Here is a 16,815-nt window from a genome sequence, read left to right as displayed (position 1 = left end):
GCTAGTCTAATTGTCGAATAAACTGAGCCGGGTTGCCTGCAAACATCGTGTTGGCAGGCACGTCCTTTGTTACAACACTTCCAGCTCCGATTACCGCATTGTCTCCAATTGTTACGCCTTTATTGATGATAGCTCCATAGCCTACCCAAACATTGTGACCGACTTTTACAGGTTTAACGATGAGTTTAGAGACTTCGTCTGGGGCGTTTCTGTTTGTTAGGGTGTGTCCATCACAGTCCATGATGACAACGTTTGGACCAAATAAAGCATTGTCGCCAATTTCAACACTTTGATAACTCACTATAGCCGTTCCTTGTAGGCAGGCATTATCACCAATACGTATTTTGCCGCAGGCGTAATCGGGGCGTTTTACCGCGGTAAGTTTTACAATATCATTGGGAAATGCGGCTGCACTACTGGAATCTAGTAGTGCGTCTTTGCCTATTTTAATCGAGTCGGTGAACGCTTCTACACTGATCTTTGAAGGAAGAGTAGCCGTATTCTCATATATTTCGACATAGCTAAACTTTGGTTTGCCCAAAATGTTGGGCTTCGAAGCAAATATTTGATTGCTATCATGTATAAGGTTGAGCCACAAGTGTGACTCCGTGCTCTGTGGAAAGGTATGGTTCAAAAATTTAGGCATTATGTGGTACTTCCTTTAATTTTGTAGCCTGATTAGCTATCGCTGATGAAACCTTGCCCATATTTCTAATTTTTACTGAAGCTAAGCCAATAATACAGATGAGCGTTGTGGTTACTCCCAATAAGGTTGTGATCTGTGACACTTCAAATCTATCTAACAAAGTACCAAGCAACATTGAAGAAAGTGGGATCAAGCCATGGATAGCAAATAATACCAGAGCAATCGCACCTGATAGTTTCTCAATTGGGACATTTAGCTGATACCAAGTGGTACCAGCAACAACAGTAAAACCTGCGGCACAGCCAATGGCAACTAAGCTGATGCAAAGTAGTAGGAGTGAAGACTGAAAACCAAGCTGGATAAATACAATCGCAGTAAGCAAATCTAGTACTAAGATATATTTTCCTAAATTCTGCATATTTGGCTTACATATCGCAACTAAAGTGGCACCGATGAAGGTGCCGATCCCTTGGCTTGCCAATAAATAGCTTAATGCCGATTCATCCATATTTAAAGTTACCTTAACAAGGTAAGGAAGCATGATAAAAAGCGGCCCATGAATAAGGATGGAAATCAACATTAAATACAACAGAATAATTTTAAGATTTGGATGTGTGAAACTATATTGAAAGCTTTTGAGCATCGATCGAAAGACAGATGAGGATGTCATAGACTGCTCTTTATCTTGATGACGGATTTTTAATGTACAGCATGCTGCTAGTGTCACCAGTATGGCATCTAGAAAGAATGCCACAATAAGATGTTCAATATTTGTACGAAATAGCCCATTAACTTCTAAATAAGATTTTATGCCTAGCAGGGAAAACCCCACTAATACAGGTGCACAGGCTTGGATCACAAAACTGCTACCCATTGTCAGTACGTTGGCTTTTAGAATATGTTCAGGTAATACGATACGAGGAATAAACGACTGATTTGCAGGAAAACCAAGGGCGGAAAAGCCTCCCGCAAAAAGTGCGAAAGAGATGAGTAACACGAGCGATGGTTCATATAGGTATAAGCTTAGTGCAAACAGTAGTGTACTTAACGCAAAGCCAAAGCGTGATATCTTGATTACGAGCAGAGGAGAGTATTTATCTGCGATTGATCCTCCCAACAATATAAACAAACTATGCGGTATACCAAAGCACGCCATGATCACAGCAAGGGTTGTTGGATTGTTATTGGCAACAGACAGCGTTAACCATGGCAGGGCGATAAGCGTAAAATATGCACCTATCTGGGTTAGCATAACGCCAACCCAATGAAGGTGAAATTCACTATTTTTTGATAGTGAAGGCATACTACTTTATGCTTCCTGATTGGCAAAAACCAACAAAGCGCCACACATCATATTGTTTTGATTTCGCGGGCACTTCATTACGAGTCCACCATTTTGCTTCAAATAACGCATGCTGATAAACCGCTTTTTGTTTCGCTCGGTAAACGTTGTTGCTTTGCCACGAGTTAATATTGTCACATTTTAGTGTAGTGCTCTGATCCCCAGTCCAGCTGGTTGAGATTTCAGGCCAAAATTGTAAGAACTCAATACTTGGTGCAGGAGTTCGTGCCCGCTCTTTTTCTTCAGCTGTCCAACTGCGATTTTGTTCTTGATGGCATGTCTGGCAAGTCATCGTATTATCGCTCCATTGCCTATTCGTTCTGATGATCAAAGGTGTATCGTCAGACGGGTCGTCATTGTTCCACTGCGTATACAACTGCTCCATGTTTTGCTCTCTAAGTAGCCACTGTGCTTGACCTTGAGTCCACTCATGCCAATGAAAATCAGGCCAGAATTTTGCCCCTAGCAAGTTTCTTGCAGTATCAAAATCACCAGCTTTTATCGAATAGTCCATAACAGTCGTTAAAAAAACTAAGCGATTGAATGAAAATCTAGGATCATCTCCACAGCTTCTAAACAGCAGATCTTGGTTACAAATACCTAACCCTTGCATTAAATAGCCGTAGCCTTTGAAAAATCGAGGAGGCTCATTAAAGTAACTGGAGGCAAGCGTTATCGAATGGAATCCGGGGCTTACTGAAAACCACTGTTCATGCTCTTGATCTATCAATGAGCGGCTTAGCGTATCTTGATGTACTCCAGCTAACCAGCGCCTAGCTAAGGTAGTCCAGCCGCCAAGAATTGAAGAAAGTCGCATTGTTTTTTTGGTACTGGTTGGTTGCTTGGCTTGTAACTCTATTTCATGAGATAGCAAAATAGCTCTAGTACTGTAGAAGCCAGTAAGGATGAAATAATACAGTGTATTTGGATCAGAGTATGATACCTCACTACCTAGCCAAAGCCTTGAACTAGCGACAAGGGTCAGTGTCATTACATTGCCCGGATCTGTAATTAAACTTTCAACGAGTGCGTTGCCGGCGTCAACGCCTTGCTCTGGTTGGACATTAAACGCATGGTGGAACTGAGTATGCGATGCAAGCTGCTCATTTACATTAAGGCTATCGTAAGCAAGTACTTGATTTACTTGCCTGCCAAGCGTTTCACGTACCTGATGTGCCCAAGTATGAAGGGTAGCCACTTTTTCTAGGCGTTCAAGGTAATAGAGTGCAACTATGCTATGTTCTAGCGATGTTGGTGTAGGGGATTTGCTGGCGATAAGAGAGCTGGACAAATATCTTATCGCAGCCAGTGCGATGACGTGCTCAGCATGTGGGTTTTCTAAATAGGTAATTTGAATTGCATCATCAATGGTATGACTACTTTGCTGTGTTACAACAGTACTCAGTTGTCTATTTACCGCATCAAACTGAGTTTTGGTTAGCCCTAATTGCTGATGATACAAGTCAGTGTCGTAAAATGCTTCAAGTTTGAACTCTGTATTGTTGCTACTTGCAAGTGCGAAATTGCAAAATGCAAATACCATTAAATAAATATATCTCATTGCTACATTCCTTTTAGATTGTTTATATATTTTTCTATAAGTGTTGTTATTTGTTGTTCGTTAAATAGCAGTGCGCTGTAACCGACAAATACATGTTGCTGGCCTTGCTCGAAATAAGTTGATATGTACAAACTGTAAGGGCTTGACATTGTTTCGTCAGATACAACAAATGGAATTGTGTGCTTGAGCTTGGTGTGCCAATCTTCTAGCTTGGTGACAGTATGGGGGTTACTTGAGGTGTTTAGTTCACCTTGGTAATTGAAACTAAAATCAGCAGGTTGTAATACTGGTAGTGCTGATTTGACTTTGTCATCTGGATTTAAGTGCGACAATGCGTAGTATCCAGTCGCGTTGTGAGGGGCAGATGCCAAAAAGGTATCGATATGCACAGCGGTACTGTGTATTGACTCGAATGCGCATGATTCAAGAAGCAAATTCACCGGTGAAATTAAGTAGCCCACGATAGCTTCGGCAGAAACACCAAGGTACTGGTTGAAGCGATTGAATTGAGAAAGCTCAATGGCAACTTCGTTAAGCTCGAAAGTTGTTTTCAGCGCGTTTGCCAGAGCGGCTGTGTGTATAGTGGATTGTGAAATTCCAAGTTGTTTCGCGCTAGCACTAATTTGTGCACTGAGCCCTTTAGGGAGCGTAGAGACAGTATGGCGCTGAGCATCTCCTTGATTGGCTTTCATCACTTGCTCTACAGGGAATAGCCTGTCGCTTTGCTGCTTTGCGGCCTGCTGCCAAAAGGCAATATCGGCATGCCACTTACCCGAACTAAAGGGTTGACTAAAATAGTCATAATACGCATTAGCAAAGTCGATATAACGATCTTTTTGGAGCTGGCATGTTGTGGCTCCAGCTTTTAAGGCGGTGATAATACGTTCTAAGTGTCGTGCTAAAACCTCCATACTAAAGCCATCAAAAATCAAATGATGTAGTGACAGTGTAACAAATACACTGTTACCTTTCTTAACATAAAATAATCTTAATAAGCTTGATGTTAAACGGATTGTTTGTACTTCTTTTGTGATAAAGGCCGCGACTTGATCAAGCGCTAAATGGGATAGATCAAAGCAAATTTTTTGAGATAGGGTGACCTTTACACTTTCAATATATTCGTTACTTTTTTTGACATCAAACCTTGTTCTAAATGCAGGGTGGTGGGAGATAAGTAGAGTAATTGCGCGATTGAGCAAATCAAAGGTTAGTCTGTTATCTTCATCCACAAGTGCCATAGAGTGATTGACAACCCATAGGTGATGCTCTCCCCCCATCGCGAGTAAATATTGACGATTTGGTAAACTGGGGAGTGGGATAATTTCCTCATCTTGATAATGGTGCTCATCAAGGCGCAAATCTAGAGTCACTAAATGCTCAGACTGGGTTTGCTCGACAAGGTCGGCCATGTGATCTAAGCAAGGGTTTTGGATAAACGCTTTTATTGTAATAGAGATCCCTAACGTATGATTGATGCTTGCAATTAAGTCAATCACTTGAATTGAGTTACCCCCAAGCTCAAAAAATGACTTAAACGGATCAAAAACATCAACGTTTAGCTTACGTTGCCAAAGCTGTACGAGCACTTTTGGATAGTGTTGAATCGTACCTTGTGTAGTTTGCTCGTGATTCTCGTATTTACTTTGCTTGGTCAGAGCAAGTTTATCCGTTTTGCCGTTCGGGGTCAGTGGCAACTGAGGTAGTGTTGTGATTTCAGCAGGTTGCATAAAGTAGGGTAGTCGCTCTGCGATATATTGGCGTAACGCGACGAGGTTTATCTCTGTGTTTGGCTTCAAAACGATAAAAGCAGAGAGTTTTTCTGTTTGGCTTAACACGATAGCAGCCGCATCAATATCAGGGTATTGAGAAATCGTATTCTCAATCTCTGAGATCTCTATTCTAAAACCATTTAGCTTAATTTGTTGGTCGATACGTCCTTGATATATTAATCTGTCGCAGCTATCTATCTTGACTAAATCTCCTGTTTTGTAGGCACTAATGTGACCCTGATCGTGAGCAAATGAGATAAACTTATCAGAGGTTTGCTGAGCTTGGTTCAAATAGCCATTAGCGAGACCATCACCAGCAATCAATAATTCTCCGGTAACACCTCGTGGTACAAGCTGTAGCTGCTGATTAACAACATAGAATTGTGTATTGGCTATCGGTTTGCCTAGGTGGATGTCGTCATCATGACCTAATGATGCAACTGAAGACCACACCGTAGTTTCTGTCGGCCCGTACATATTCCACAAAGCAACAGCCTGTATGTTCAGGTACTGTTTTAACTCCAAGGGAAGTGCTTCTCCACCACTTAATACTGTCGTGTTTTCATGCAATTGCACATTAAAACTTTTAAGCATATTTAGTGAAGAAGGAGTCGCTTGAATAAAGTTAACCCCTGCACGATTGATTAATGACTGTAGCTGCTGCGGATCTTTGCTTTGAGCGTTGGTGGCCAAGTGCACGGTACCACCTACGAGCAGTGGTAAATATAGTTCCAACACATGAATATCAAAGGAAATTGAAGTGATTGCTAGGGCTGATGTGTGTTCATCAAGCGCAAATGTTTCTTGCATTGCGTATAAAAAATTTCGTAATGCAAAATGAGATATTGTTACGCCTTTTGGTTTGCCAGTAGAGCCTGAGGTATAGATGATATATGCGAGAGAGTTGGCCGTAATACCTACTGCAGGCAGGTTTTTTTCAGTATTGACATCAAAATTTGCCTGCAAGCATTGCACGGTGACATCGAATGATTGGCAATGTTCTAACAATACGGGATCGCACAAGATGAGTTGCGTATCCGAATCGTCTACCATATGGGCAATTCTGGCGGTGGGGTAGTTAGGGTCTAATGGTAGATACGCATGACCGCTATGTAAAATGGCCAACATGGCAGCAACCATGTGTACTGAACGATGACAATATACACCAATAAAGCAGTTTGCCTCGAGCGACTGGGTTTGGATAAGTGCTGAATATTGCTTAACAAGCGCTTGCAGCATTTGATAACTGTATGCTCCAGATTGGTCGACTATGGCTATTTTATCTTTGTGGCGAGCAAAGGATTGCTGTAGCGCAAAAGGTAAAATATCGCGGTGGCTATAATCTCGCTGTACACCTTGCCAAGCCTGTTGCAGAGTTGCTTGCTGCTGCGGCGCGATAAGTGTGATAGCAGACATAGGTTGCGTCGCGTTTTGAAGTAAAGTATCTAAAACATTAGAAAAATTCTCGGCGAGCCGTTTGATGGTTTGATGATGATATAAATCACACGCATATTCCCATTCCAACAGCAAAGAATCTGGCTGCTCAAAAATATCCAATGTTAAGTCAAATTTTGCTTTGCGAAATTGTGTCTTTGTTGGGGTGATTTCTATATTTTTTAGCGTGGGCACAATCGGCTTCATATTGTGCATAGCAAGGAAAACATTAAATAGAGGAGGCTGATTGTGATGCCTAGTAATGGGTAGCTTCTCCAATAACACTTCAAATGGCAGGTGGGCGTGTTCAAAAGCATCTGTGGTCTGAAGTTTTGCTTCCTCCAGCAACTCAGCAAAACATTTATTAAAGTCAATATGCTGTCTCATGACAACTGTATTGGCGATAAACCCAATGAGTGTTTGTAATTGAGCATGATCGCGATTGGCAACGGGTGTACCGATGACAATATCGGACTCGTTACTGTAAAACGCCAGTAGCACATTAAATACGCTATAAACCACGGTAAATGGCGTACAAGCATGTGCTTTGGCAAATGCTTTTATACTTGAAAGCTGACTTCTCTTTATTGAGCTGGTATAAAAATGTGCGCGAAGATCAGAGTGAAGTGGCCGACTGTTATCGCAAGGAAAAGTGACATTCGTGGCACAGCCTTCAAGCTTTTTTTGCCACCACTGGCTAAGTAAGTCTAACTGCTTTGGTGTTAATATCGCTCGCTGCCACCTTGCATAGTCAATGTAGCTGATTGACTCCGGCTGTGGCTTGTAAGCTGTCCCATCAATTAATTGTTCGTATCGTTTTGCTACTTGCTGACAAAATAGTGCAATAGACCAACCATCAGCAGCAATATGGTGGATCACAAACACAAAGTAATAGGCGTGAGGAGCTTTTTGAAAAACTTCGACACGAATAGGGCTTTGGTGGCGCAAATCAAAGGGGGTCTCTACACGCTGTTGAATTGCGCTAAATATTGCCTCTTCACTTAATTTTGTACACAAGTGCAGGCGATAGACGTCAGCACTGGCAGGTGCTTGACGTTGCACTATGGTATTCTCTGTTTTTTCATATTGTGTCGTGAGCGCACTATTACAATCAATAACTTGCCTCAGCGCCTGTTCAAAAGCTACTTGGTTCAGCGCGCCTTTGAGCGCAAATATTTTAGTAAGATGATACTCAGTAGCGCCTTCGCGCAGGGAGTCTGCCAGCCACATACGCTGTTGCTGAAACGACACCTCAGCTTGTTTAACAGCATGGTTTGACGAGATAGGCTGCGCCAGCTGTTGTATCAGTTGTTTTAGCTTATTACGCTTAATTAGTGAGATAAGGTTTTGCTTCTCAGCCTTTATTTCGTCAATGAGTGCGGCGCTTGGTTGAGTTTTGGCGTGTAACTCAAGTTGCTCATCAGCACTTAGCGAAAATGAAATCCCAAGTGTACGGCATTTTTCAATTAACTGTTCCATTACAACATGACCTTTACAACTTGCTCATCGGTAACGGTATCGATAGCTGACAGCTGCTCATTGTAAAGCGTGGTAATAAAGTTGGTCAGTTTTGCCACCGAGTCATGCTTCATAACTAAAGAAGCGGGTAACGGATCATCACAAAGTGCTTGTAATCTTTGCTTAAGTTCGATTGCCATTAACGAGTTAAGACCGTAGTCGAACACGCTAGCACTACTCTCAATGTTATTTGCGTCTTGTAGCCCAAGTACAGTAGCTAAATCACACTTTATCCGACTTTCAATTAATGTTTGTCGAGCCGCTGAATTTGCAGCGTGTAATTGGGTTTTGATGGGATCTTCGTTTTGCTCTGGTGTTGATGTCTGAAAGTGTGAAAACACTGTGCTGCCAGTCGCCAGTTTGGCATCTTGCCAATCAACTTTAAAAATACCAATTTGCGACATCGCACTGGATATTGTGCGTTCTAGCTCTTCGATCCCTTCTTTTGAGGTGAGTGGATACATGCCAGCTTGTTGCATTGCTTGCTGTTCTAATTCAGAAAGTTGTGCCGCCATTCCCGCCTCTAACCAAGGACCCCAGTTTAAGCTAAGCGCAGACTTTCCTTGCTGTCTTCTTGCGATACACAAGCCATCCATAAAGGCATTCGCAGCCGCATAGTTTGCTTGTCCCGCCCAGCCAACAATAGCAGCGATAGAAGAAAAACAAACAAAGTAGTCTAATGACAGGGCGTGAGTGGCAAGGTGTAAATACCATGCACCATTAACTTTTGGTGCCAGCACTGAATACATGTGTTCTGCACTTTGGGATGAAAATGTTGCATCTTTTAAGACACCAGCGGCATGGAAAACTCCTTTTAGTGGCGCACCTGAATGCGCAATATGCTCGATGACTTTTACGACATCGTCGTACTGGCTAATATCAGCTTGAATGTATTGAATAATACACCCCGACAGTGCAGCTTTTTGGATTGTGTCGTTTAGGCTATCGCTAAGGGCGCTTCTACCTGAAACAAAAATATGCTTTGCCCCTTTTTCGTATAACCAGTTCACAATCTCAAGACCAATCCCTCCTTGCCCTCCAGTAACTAGATAACTGCTCTTATCAAATTGCTCTGACGGTGTATGCCGCTTACGTGCAAAAGTCGGTAATGTGTCGAACTTAACTGACAAATATTCCGCTGCTAGCTCAGTCGGCAGGGCATTAACAGAAATGCAGTCTGAGGGTTGTTTCAGTACTCGGTCATCATTGTTGAGCAATTCAACGATTTGTACTGTCAGTCCATGTAGTGCGTGGATAGATTGGCTGTTATCTAACTGTATGGTTGGCTTGATAAAAGTATAGTCATCATGACTTAACTGTGTTGTTGGTGGAGGAGTGATACAGATGATATGGGCACCATAACATAGTCTCGCCTGTATCGAATTTGGTATGCTCGTGGCCGGATCTAGCACTAAAGTTGCAATTGATTCAGTTGTCTCACTCTTGTCTGTGGAGTCAATAACATGCACAACGCGCCCTGCGATCTTTAAACAAGATATCGCGACAAAGCTTTCAATGGTGGACGGATTAAAAAAGCTGACAGCAGTGGTTTGTGTAAGCAGTGTTTGCACTAACGCCAAAGCTCGGTGTAATACAGCTAAGTGCTCAGTTAACCATGTCGCACTTATGTCAGGCAGTGACACAAACGGCAAAGCGTCATCGATATAATTGGTTACACCAGCATTGGCGAATACAAGCTTAGGTTTTGTGTGATCCGCAAGCTGATAAATAAAGCAGCTTGGTCTATTGCTTAATGCTGCTCGACTAATTGATACCGCACGGACGGGGGTGATGGCTTTGTCATCATTCTTTTGTGCATAGGCCACCCAACAGTTGTCATCCATGAGCCACTGGTAATGGCCGGTGGGCGTTGTGGAAATGGTGAAATCTTTTGACTCAGTGCAGGCCTCGGAGCTTAAGTGGGCAAGTTTTTGTACGAAAACATCGCCATGACGGATAGCCATTTCCGTATCGTTCAGTTGTTGTGCGAGGAGCAGTTGGTTAAGTGTTTCAGCACTAGAAGGCTTAGCGTCAATATCGAGTAAGGTTACTTTAAATTGTTGGTTTTCTGTAGAAAATACTCTCAGCATACCCCATATTGCGCTTTGCAGCGGGTTAATTTCTGTGTCTCCAGCACCTTGTGAATGTTTGGTGATAATCACGATTTCTAATGACTTACCCCAATTGACAGCTTGGATAGCTTGAAAATAATGAAGTGGCGCAACTAAAGCACGTTCAATAACCGTTTGTGAGAGGCTACCATGGCGCATTTCTATATTTGCTAAATGACGAACATCAACAATCAAGCGCTCAGTGTGACTGAGATAGGGTTGTAGTTTTTCAATGAGTGACGCTGAGTCATCATCTGACGTGATATGCACCACTGAGTTATTTTTAAGAACGTGAAGAGCCGAGAAATCAGTATTTTCAGCTAAAATACTCACGGTATTTGGCTGAGTATCTCCTGCATCCTGCGTTACTGGAGCGTGTTGCCAAGTGTAATGATATTTGAGCTCCTTTAATGAGTCTAATTGATGTTGAGTATTAGGTTTTAACTCAATCCCTTTAATGGCAACACAGAGCTGGCCGTCCAAAGTATAAATATGGAGATCGCCAATGCAAATTGGATCGCTGAGAAGGGTAATGTCAAGCACTGAAAAGCAACGATTTGTGGGCTTTTTGTAAAAGGTAAACTCGCTGATTTTAACCGGTAAGTAGGACTTATTAACAAGTTGAAAAAAGCTCTGAAAAGCGCCATCAAGTAACATTGGGCTTAGCAGTACTTGTGAGTCATCTTGAGACTCACAGTGTATTTCGACGATGACTTGTGATGATGACTTCCAGCACTGTAGTACACTTTGAAATTGCGCTTGGTAATTCATATCAAGCTGGTGGCAATGGGCGTAGAAGTCGGCCTTACTTATGGCTTGTGGAAATTGTTGTATAGTGTCGCTTAAAGTGTCACCTTGATGGCAGTCTCTTTCATGCGTATCTAAGGTAAAGCGGGATTGTTGATGCCAAGTATCAGCCTCTAAACTAGACAATGAAATTGTCCCGTTTTGAGTATGGTAGCGAGTCTCTATGGTAATATCTTCATCGCCAAGATACAGAGGCCGATTAAATTCAATGTCGCAGAGCGTGAACTGAGCATGTGGCTCTGGCTGTTGCGTGCGGGCAAATTGTAGTGCCGCTTCAACATAGGCTGCACCAGGATAAATCACCTCAGTACCAACTTGGTGACCTGACCAATATGGCTGTTTTTTCACGTTAACTTTGGTTTGGAAAATGGGTTGATGACTGAGTAACTGTTGACCCAGTGTGGGTAAACAGAGGTCAGAAAAAGCATCGCGTTTTTGTTTGTTTTCAACCCGTGCGAGTTGAACATCAGGATGTTCAAGCCAGTATGATTGGTGCTGCCATTGATAATTAGGAAGCTTGATAGTGTGATTTGGAAAGCAGTTTATTGCGTTGAGTGCCAGCTTAGGAGCTAACAAACCAGATACCGCTAATGCGCCTAATGCGGCTGCAAACTGGACTTCATCGTCTTCATTTCGAAGGATAAGCGGTGTGGTGAACACAGAAAGGTCTGAAGCAACTTGCTTGATCACGTTACAGAGCACGGCGTGAGGGCTTATTTCAATAAAGTTTCTTACTCCGTTATCAAGCAGTGTATTTATCGCTTTTTCAAAATAAACAGGTTCGCGGACGTTCTTCGGCCAGTACTCAGCGTGCCAATCTTGCTGTTGGGTAAGTGAGCCTGTCACTGTGGAATACAGTGCAATGCTCGGCTCAGATGGAGACAGTAGGGCTAAAGCATCTAACAACGGTTGCTCTAGCTTATCCATAACAGGGCTATGATAGGGCACGTCAACATTGAGAAACTTTGCAAACTCGCCCTCGGCATCTAACTGTGCTGCAATTTCACTAAGTGTGTCGGTATCACCAGCAAGTGTGACGGCGGTGCTACTATTGATAGCTGCGATAGAGACTTTGTTTGGATATTCGTTACAAAGCGTTTGTGCTTGTGCTTGCGAAATCCCAACTGCCAGCATCTTTCCCTCACCTGTGGTCGTTTGCTGTAGCCGACTACGATGGTAGATGATGCGAATAGCGTCTTCGAAGCTGTACACTCCAGCGCAATAGCTTGCGGCAACTTCACCGGCGCTATGGCCAACGATGGCATCGGCTTTGATACCGTATGAAGTTAACAATTGAAACAAAGCGATTTGACAGGCAAATATTGCAGGTTGTGCATACTGGGTTTCATGGATCTCGTCACCGCCATTGTGCATTTTATCGATCAATGACCACGACACATAGTGCTGCAATGCGCTATCAACTTTATCTATCTCTTGTTTAAATATTTTGCTGCTGCAATACAGGGCTTTGCCCATCGTTTGCCAAGTAGTTCCCATACCGGAAAAAACCAAAGCAGTAGGAGATGATGCGCTCTGCTGAGAAGTTGCACTTTGAAAGACTTTATTGGGGCGCTCGAAAATGAAGTCTTCAAGTTGTGCCATCAAAGTCTGCTTATCTTTGGCTGTGAATACCACTCTGTTTTTAAAAGCGGTGCGCAATAGTACCGAGTTACGGCAGAAGTCGGGGAGCTCATGAGTTGCTAAAGGCGCTAAATAGTCTAAATACGCTGAGACTTGCGCTGTCAATGCCGCTGCCGACTTTGCACTAACAAAAAGTTGTAGCACACCTGCATGATCGGGGTTTGAGGTAGGGGTTAGAGTTGCTTGCTCTACCACTACATTTGCATTTGTTCCACCAAATCCAAATGAATTCACAATTGCACGCCGAGGTGTATCGTCGGCTCTATCAGGCCAAGGCGTATTTTCCGTGACTACTTTTATATTTAACTGTGCCTCATTGATGGCTGGATTTATGGTGTGACAATGCAGTGTTTTTGGGATTACACCGCTATTCATTGCATTAATTGTTTTAATTAAGCCAGCTAATCCTGCGGTGGGCTCTGTATGGCCGATATTACTTTTAACTGAACCTATTAGGCATGGCATTAACTTGTTATCTCGAATGCCCAAAACACTACCCAAAGCATTGACCTCGATAGGATCACCCACAGCTGTGCCAGTGCCATGTGCTTCGGCATAATCAATATCCTGGCCACTCAAACCTGCAAATTCTAATGTTTTTGATAACAAACGCTGCTGCGCTAGACCATTTGGTACTGTGATCCCATTTGTTTGCCCGTCTTGATTCGTGCCACTTGCCTTAATAACAGCTAGGATTGGATCATGATCATTGATTGCATCCGCGAGTTTTTTTAATACCACGACTGCAACGCCTTCACTTCGAACATAGCCATTCGCGTCACTCGAAAAACTTTTACATAAGCCATCAGGTGAAAGCATAGAAGCTTTGCAAATGGACATTGTCATTTCAGGTCTAAGCAGCAGATTGACGCCACCGGCAAGTGCTATACGGCTATCTCCGTTTAGGATTGCCTTACATGCTAAATCAAGCGCTACGAGTGATGAGGAGCAGGCGGTATCGAGAGTTAAGCTAGTACCATGGAAATCAAAACAATAAGACACTCGGTTTGCCGTCAGCGTCATCGATGAGCCCGTTGCTGAGTGACTTGAAACGTAATCATGTGCGCAGCTTGCAGTTTGCAGTTGCTCAAAGTCGTGCATAAATTGCCCCATGAATACGCTGGTGTCACTGCCTTTTAATTGTTCGATGTCTAGCCCTGCGTTTTCTAGCGCTTCGTAAGTTGCTTCAAGTACCCAGCGTTGTTGAGGGTCAATATATGGGGCTTCTTTTGGTGAAATGCCAAAAAATGGGGCGTCGAATAATGATAAACCAGATAAGAATCCACCATTTTTTACATACATTTTCCCTGACTTTTCACGATCGCTGTCATAATAGGCACTAATATCCCAGCGCTCTTTTGGTATTTCGGTGATGCCATTACCGCCAGCCAATAAAAACTGGTGAAAGTCAGAAGGTGCATTGTTGTCTCCGGGGAGCCGGCATGAAACACCGATGACAGCGATGTCATTGCTTGGCATAGTTGCAGCTTGATTGTTGTTCATTGTTATTACTCCAAAATACGGTGGTGTTTACATGGCTTGGCTAAATGATGTGGCATGGGCTTGGCTGAATAAAATACCCTTCAGCGCATCATTGGGGCGAGTGTGGGCGGTTAGTATGTCTTGCCAACTCATTCCTTGTTGTAGTAGGTACGTTGCAACCGAACAGTGTTTGTCGTGAATATAGTTGATATTTTTTTTTGCACTTTTATAGGTATCAGCTTTTACTTTAGGGTGTGGGTAATGAATTGCTTTTGCATCAGTGATGAGCTCAAATTTAGCACCTATACCGTGGAGCCTAAGTGCTAATTCAACATCTTCACCCCCCCAGCTTGTGAAATATTCATCAAAGCCTTCGATGTCAAAAAGCGCTTGTGTTTTGCACGACGCGTGACAAGTCCAAAAGATAAGCCAAGGTTCAGCGATATACTGTAGTGACAACCCATGAGTGTGTAAGTAAGGGGCGCGACAATCTTGAAATTGGTCTAAAAAAGTGTGATCAGCAAAAATATTATTATTGGATAAGCGATGCTTAAAAGCCCGTATACTGGACTCTTCGAGTTCTTCAAACCCAAAGCACAGTCCAATTAATACATCAATGTTACTCGACTGGTATTGCTTCAAATGTTGGGCTAAACATGATGCTTCTGCAATGACACCTGAGTCCAAAAATAATACATGCTCAAATTGCGCCGCTAATATGCCGATATTTCGTGCTCGAGCAACCCTAAATCCTTGATCACTTTGAAAGTAGTAATGTATCGGTAGCTTATCTGTGTATGAGTCAACAATGTCTTTTGTATTATCGTTCGAGCCGTCATCTACCACGATAACTTCAAAGAAAACGTTACTAAGAGTTTGTCTTTCTAAACTCTGTAATGTGAGTTGTAATAATTGGCTGCGGTTATAAGTGGGAATAATAACGCTGATCCCTGGTCTCCAATCTTTCATTTTTATATTCCTTTGAATTTGCAATCGTCGCAAAAGTTAGCACCGAAATTGGATACGTTATTTTTAATATGTGAATTATTGGTGTCAATATGTTATTCGGTTTTTTCAAGTTGTTATTTTATGTGTATTTAGTAACCTAATGATTATTAAGGTTGTTGTTTTTTTGTTCGTCTTTTTTGGTTGAATATTGTTCATCAATGAGGTTCGATATGTATGTGGTTAATGTTTTTTAAATTGGGAAGGTGATTTATTCGTGTTATGTTGTTAATCATTTTCAACACCAGCAGGGACACTGTAATGTGAAGAGCTTTATGGGTAGCACCTGTATGCGTGTATTAACATCGTATTTGCGTTTAATAGCGAGTTCTTTTATTGCCTGTATTGATGCTTACCAATATGAGTTTACAACCAATTCTTAACTTCGAGTCGATACCTTTTATGGTCTTAATAAACAAGTTGCATATTTAGTAGAAAAAGAAGATGACGGTCGCAACAATACAACTTTTTAATTAGGTAGAGAGCTAAATATAGCGAGTCTTAACAATCCCAACGTTAGCTCACTCCTTATTCAAGGCTCAGGTTAAATAAATATTTAACTTCCAATTTGCCCCGAAAACCGCTAGCCTTAGGGGCAATAAATAAAGTAACAAATACGTAAAATAATGGAGCAGTATTATGGCAGAGCAACAAGTGCAGCCTTTACACAACGAGAAGCACGCTAACATTAAAGTTAAAAACGGCGTGAATGTTGAATTCCTTAAAACTCAGCACTTAATGCCAGTGGTTGCACACGAATTTGCACGTGTAGCGACTGAATTCCCAATGGCTTTTGTTAAAAATTCAGAAACTGGTCAATTTCAAGCGGTTGCTATGTTTGGTCTTCAGCCAAACGAAAATCTATTTGTTGAAGGCGACAAGTGGACTGGTAGCTTTGTACCAATGGCAGCAGCTCGTTACCCGTTTGGTTTAGTTAAGCACCCAGAGCAAGATCAGTTTGGTATTGTGATTGATGAAGCAAGCCCGTTAGTTGGTGAAGAAGAAGGCAATGCGCTTTTTGAAGACGGTAAAGAGACTGAGTATTTAGCACGTCGTAAAGAAGCGTTAGTAAGCTACGTTGAGTTTGCTCGTGTAACTGAAGCATTCACTCAGTATCTTGCTGACAAAGAGCTTTTAGTTCAACAAACGTTAACTGTAGAGATCCGTGGTGAGAAGAAAGACATCAACGGTATCTATCTTGTAGATGAGCGCAAGTTAAATGAGTTAGGTGACGAAGATTTCCTAGAGCTACGTAAACGTGGCTATTTAGCTCCGATCTTCGCATTTTTGACTTCTACGCATCAAGTGGCGCGTCTAGCTCGTATTAAAGCACAGCGCGAAGCTAGCTAAACGCTTTTAGATATAGAATGATTCGATAGAAGCGCTTCCAGAGGAAGCGCTTTTTTTATGCTCTAACAGTCACACCTTTGCTCTTTGTAAGTCTTGATGCTCCAAGCGATAAAACTAATCGAATTGATCTTTTTCCTTGCTTACAGGGC

Annotated in this window: 7 protein-coding genes; 1 reads left to right on the top strand and 6 read right to left on the bottom strand. The window is 42.4% G+C overall.

Going from position 1 to position 16,815, the window contains the following annotated elements:
* Position 1 precedes the first annotated feature (1 nt).
* Genes J8Z24_RS09370 through J8Z24_RS09345 form a run of 6 tightly spaced genes read right to left on the bottom strand, consistent with a single transcriptional unit; the run spans position 2 to position 15,280 of the window.
* The gene (locus tag J8Z24_RS09370) at positions 2–646 is read right to left on the bottom strand and encodes an acyltransferase (protein ID WP_128732714.1); all 645 of its coding nucleotides are present in this window, start codon (positions 644–646) and stop codon (positions 2–4) included.
* A complete protein-coding gene (locus J8Z24_RS09365; RefSeq protein WP_176032360.1) occupies positions 639–1,949 on the bottom strand; it encodes an MFS transporter in 1,311 nt (436 codons plus the stop codon). Before J8Z24_RS09365 ends, J8Z24_RS09370 begins: the two co-directional genes overlap by 8 nt.
* A 1-nt stretch (position 1,950) precedes the next feature.
* Positions 1,951–3,549, bottom strand: a complete 1,599-nt coding sequence (locus J8Z24_RS09360) for a hypothetical protein (protein ID WP_176032361.1) — start codon at positions 3,547–3,549, stop codon at positions 1,951–1,953.
* A gap of 2 nt (positions 3,550–3,551) precedes the next feature.
* Positions 3,552–8,231: a non-ribosomal peptide synthetase gene (locus J8Z24_RS09355; RefSeq protein ID WP_252094567.1), complete on the bottom strand. Its 4,680-nt coding sequence runs from the start codon at positions 8,229–8,231 to the stop codon at positions 3,552–3,554.
* Entirely contained in the window at positions 8,231–14,332 is a 6,102-nt protein-coding gene (locus tag J8Z24_RS09350; RefSeq protein WP_252094566.1) for a type I polyketide synthase, read from the bottom strand. The genes J8Z24_RS09355 and J8Z24_RS09350 overlap by 1 nt, the downstream gene beginning before the upstream one ends.
* A 27-nt stretch (positions 14,333–14,359) precedes the next feature.
* The gene (locus J8Z24_RS09345; RefSeq protein WP_176032364.1) at positions 14,360–15,280 is read right to left on the bottom strand and encodes a glycosyltransferase; all 921 of its coding nucleotides are present in this window, start codon (positions 15,278–15,280) and stop codon (positions 14,360–14,362) included.
* Positions 15,281–15,955: 675 nt separating this feature from the next.
* On the opposite strand from J8Z24_RS09345, the gene J8Z24_RS09340 reads away from it, so the two are divergent.
* Entirely contained in the window at positions 15,956–16,666 is a 711-nt protein-coding gene (locus J8Z24_RS09340; protein ID WP_125253895.1) for a SapC family protein, read from the top strand.
* Positions 16,667–16,815 lie beyond the last annotated feature (149 nt).

The organism is Pseudoalteromonas sp. SCSIO 43201 (genome assembly GCF_023716725.1).
Classification (GTDB): Bacteria; Pseudomonadota; Gammaproteobacteria; order Enterobacterales; family Alteromonadaceae; genus Pseudoalteromonas; species Pseudoalteromonas peptidolytica.
The sequence above is the reverse complement of the archived record's forward strand: the minus strand, read 5'-3'. Positions and strand labels throughout refer to the sequence as shown.